General features: G+C 71.8%; 2 protein-coding genes. Both read left to right on the top strand.

Annotation, left to right across the window (positions count from 1 at the left end):
* Nucleotides 1–34: 34 nt before the first annotated feature.
* Nucleotides 35–1801 carry a VWA domain-containing protein gene (locus tag DQW06_RS22870; protein WP_013151622.1) on the top strand — a complete coding sequence of 589 codons (1767 nt, stop codon included), beginning with the start codon at nt 35–37 and terminating at the stop codon, nt 1799–1801.
* Nucleotides 1802–2073: 272 nt separating this feature from the next.
* Nucleotides 2074–3837 (top strand): substrate-binding and VWA domain-containing protein, encoded by a 1764-nt coding sequence (locus tag DQW06_RS22865; RefSeq protein WP_117199284.1) that lies wholly within the window; start codon nt 2074–2076, stop codon nt 3835–3837.
* The last annotated feature ends 7 nt before the right edge of the window (nt 3838–3844 follow it).

The following is a 3844-nucleotide window of genomic DNA, read 5'->3' as shown; positions in this document are numbered from 1 at the left end:
CGCGTTGACCCCGCATTGACCCCCCGGAGTGCCCGTGCCCAGTGGACGCCACCGACAGGCCTCACCGACCGCCGCGAACACCCGCAGGGTGGTCGCGTCGCCGTTGGGGATCACCGCGATCGCCGTCGCCCTGATCGCGGTGGCCGCGGTCGCGGTCCCGGTCGGACTCGACATGCTCGGCTGCGGCGACACCCGCTACCTGCGCGTGTCGGCGACCCAGAGCATCGCGCCCGTGCTCCGCGAGGCCGCGGGCGAGTTCAACGACGAGCGCCCCAGCTACGACGGGGAGTGCGTGTACGCGCAGGTGGACGAGATCGCGCCGCACCGCATCATGACCGCCCTGTCCGGCGGCCAGGCGGGCGACTCCACCATCGCCCCGCACGTGTGGGTGCCCGAGTCCTCGGCCTGGGTCGAACTGACCCGCGTATCCGGGAGCGGCACGCACCGCATCGACACCGAACCGCCCTCGCTGGCCAGCTCACCGGTCGTCCTGGCCGCGCCGCGGGGCGGCGGGGGCCTGCCCGAGCCCGACGAGGCCGGGTGGCCCCTGGTCCTGCCCGACGAACGCGAACGCCCCCTGGTGATGGTGGACCCCAACCGGGGCGCGGACGGTATGGCCGTCATGCACGCGGTCCGCCGACACCTGGGCACCGGTGACGGAGCCGACACCGCCATGACCGACTTCGTGCGCGACGTGCAGCTCGACAGCGCGTTCGGCGAGATCGACCTCGCCACCTTCTACAGCTCCGGCCGTACCGGCGGCGGGAGCGGCGAAGGCGGCGGAGGGCGCGTCGACCCGCTGATCGCCGTCCCCGAACAGGCCGTGGTGTCCTACAACGCCGACCGCGCCGAGTCCGCGCCGCCGCTGGAGGCCCACTACCCCACCGAGGGCACCGTCAGCCTCGACTACCCCTACGTCACCACCACCGACACGGCCTCGCTGCGGTCCGCGGCCGCCGACCTGCACGAGGTGCTGCGCCGGGACTCCTACCGCGCCCGGCTCCGGGAGCTCGGCTTCCGCGACCCCGACGGCACCCTGTCCGGTACGGCCGGTGCGGACCCCGACGGGTTCGGTGTGACCGCGGAGGAGCCGCCCACCCACGACGACCTGACCGGGGACGCCCTGCTGGCCTCGGTCACCGACTGGAACCGGCTGTCGATGCCCAGCCGCACCCTGGTGCTCGCCGACACCTCCGCGAACATGGCGGAGGACCTCGACGGGGGCCCGTCCCGGATGGAGGTCGCCCAGCAGGCGGCGCTCATGGGCCTGTCGCTGTTCCCCGACGAGACCGACATGGGTCTGTGGCTGATGTCGGACGAGAACGCGAGCGGCCGCGTCGAGGCCGCGGACATGCACCCCCTGGGCGGGGCGGAGCAGGGCGACACCGCCACCCGTCGCCGGGAACTCATCGGGGTGGCCGAGGAGATCGCGGTCCGCGGCGGCGGTTCGCGCCTGTACGACAACATCCTGGCCGCCTACGACCGGGTGCAGGACGACTACGACGAGGACAAGATCAACAGCGTCATCCTGCTCACCGCCGGCCAGGACGAGGGGTCCAGCGACATCGCGCACGCGGACCTGGTGGCGGCGCTCCAGGACCGCTTCGACCCCGAGCGGCCGGTCAGCATGTTCATCATCGCCTTCGGGTCGCGTGAGCAGCAGGTCGCGGAGGAGGAGCTGCGGCGGATCGCGGCCGCCACCAGCGGTTCGCTGTTCGTCACCGACGACCCCGACGAGATCGGCGACATCTTCCTCAGCTCCATCTCACGGCGTCTTTGCGTGCCCGACTGCGACAGCTGACGACCGGAGCCGCTTTTCCGGCCGACGCGGTCTCGATTGGGTATCGGAATCGAATTTCGTTCCGTCTCGCACGGAGAGGAGAACACGAGGGGAACGGACGGAATCCCTGAGATGACCGGCACTGTGCCCGGGTTCACACCGGCGGGCTCCCGACAGCGCCGACGTGAGAGCGGCACGGTCGGCATTCACCCGGTCTGGACTGTTGAGTACCGTTTCCCACCAGTAACACTCCCCCTGCACCCCCCGTCCGTACACCACCCGTGAGGAAAGCTGTGGGACGTCACCGCGGAAGATACGCAGAAGAGACCTCCGGCCGGTCCAGGCGCCGTCGCGGCCGCGGCGGCGCCTTCGCCGCCCTGGCCGCCGCGCTGGTGATCGTGGTCGGCCTCGCCGCGGTGGGCGTCTACGTGTTCGGCCGGTCCGACGGCTGCGGCGGTTCCGACATCGCGCTGGACGTCGCGGTCAGCCCCGAACTCACCCCGGCCCTGACCGACGTCGCCTCCGACTTCAACGCGGAGGAGCACCAGGTGGACGGGAGCTGCGTACAGGTGCAGGTGCGCCAGGTCGACTCCGCCAACGTCGCCTTCGGCATCACCGGCGCGGGAGCCACCATGGGCGACACCGACTCCGACGTGTGGATCCCGGACTCCTCCCTGTGGCCGCGCCTGGTCCAGAGCCAGGCGGGCGACGCCGTCATCACCGAGACCGGCACCTCCGTGGCCCGTTCGCCTCTGGTCCTCGCCGAACTCACCGAGTTCGCCGACGGGAACTCCCCGAGCAGTTGGGCGGAGGTCGTGCCCACCACCGCCCCGGGCCAGGAGGCGGAGCGCACCGTCCGCGTGGTCGACCCCGCCCGCAACGCCACGGGGCTGGGCACCCTCTACCTCCTGCACGGAGCGCTGGAGGAGGCCAGCCCGGACACCGCCACGTTCAACGCGCGGATGACCGCGGTCCTGCAGGGCCTGCACCGGGGCGCGTCCTCGGACGAGGAGGCCGCCTTCCTCGCCCTCAGCGGCGGCGGCGCCGAGGCCCCGCCCGTGATGGTGATGTCGGAGCAGGCCGTGTGGCGCTACAACGCCGCGCACGGGGACGCCCCCGCCCAGGTCGGCTACATGGAGGGCGGCACCTACTACCTCGACTACCCCTACGTCGTGCGCAGCGAGGAGAGCGCCGTCACCCGCGCCGCCGAGGAGTTCCGCGAGGCGGTGCGCGGGGAGGAGGCGCGGACCCGGCTGCTCGCGGAGGGGTTCCGCGGCCCCGAGGGGCAGATCGACGCCTCCGTGCTCACCGAGGAGGTCGGCTTCGCCGCCGAGCCGCCCACCGAACTGCCCACGCCCGCCGCGGACTCGATCACCGGGCTGATCCGCACCTGGAACCAGCTCAAGATGGACTCCCGGGTGCTCGCGATCGTGGACATCTCCGGCTCGATGCTGGCCGAGGTGCCCGGGACCGGGATGACCCGCATGCAGGTGACCAGCGCCGCCGCCACGCAGGGCCTGGAGATGTTCACGCCCAGTTCCGAGCTGGGCCTGTGGGAGTTCTCCACCAACGTCAACAACGAACTGCACTACCAGGAGATCGCGCCGATCCGCGAACTCCAGGCGGCCGCCGACGACGGCACCGCGCACCGGGACGTCCTGGCGGGCGCGCTGGCCTCGCTCCAGCCCCTGCCGCAGGGGGACACGGCGCTGTACGAGACCTACCTGGCGGCCTACCAGGAGATGTCGCGCACCTACCAGCCCGACCGGACCAACGTCATCCTCATGCTGACCGACGGCGACAACGACAACCCCGGCGGCCTGGGGCTGGACGAGCTGATGTCCCAGATCGAGTCCCTGGCGAGCCCGTCACGGCCGATCCCGATCATCACGATCGCGTTCGGGCCCGACGTGCAGAACCTGGAGCCGCTCCAGGAGATCGCCGCCGCCACCGGCGGCGCCGCCTACATGACCGAGGACCCGACCGAGATCGGCGAGATCTTCCTCCAGGCGTTCTCCCTGCGCATCTCCGAGGACTCCGAGGAGACCACGGAGTAGCCGGAAA

This window comes from Nocardiopsis sp. TNDT3 (assembly GCF_003427465.1).
GTDB classification, from domain to species: Bacteria; Actinomycetota; Actinomycetes; order Streptosporangiales; family Streptosporangiaceae; genus Nocardiopsis; species Nocardiopsis dassonvillei.
This window is presented reverse-complemented; position numbering and strand designations above follow the sequence as displayed.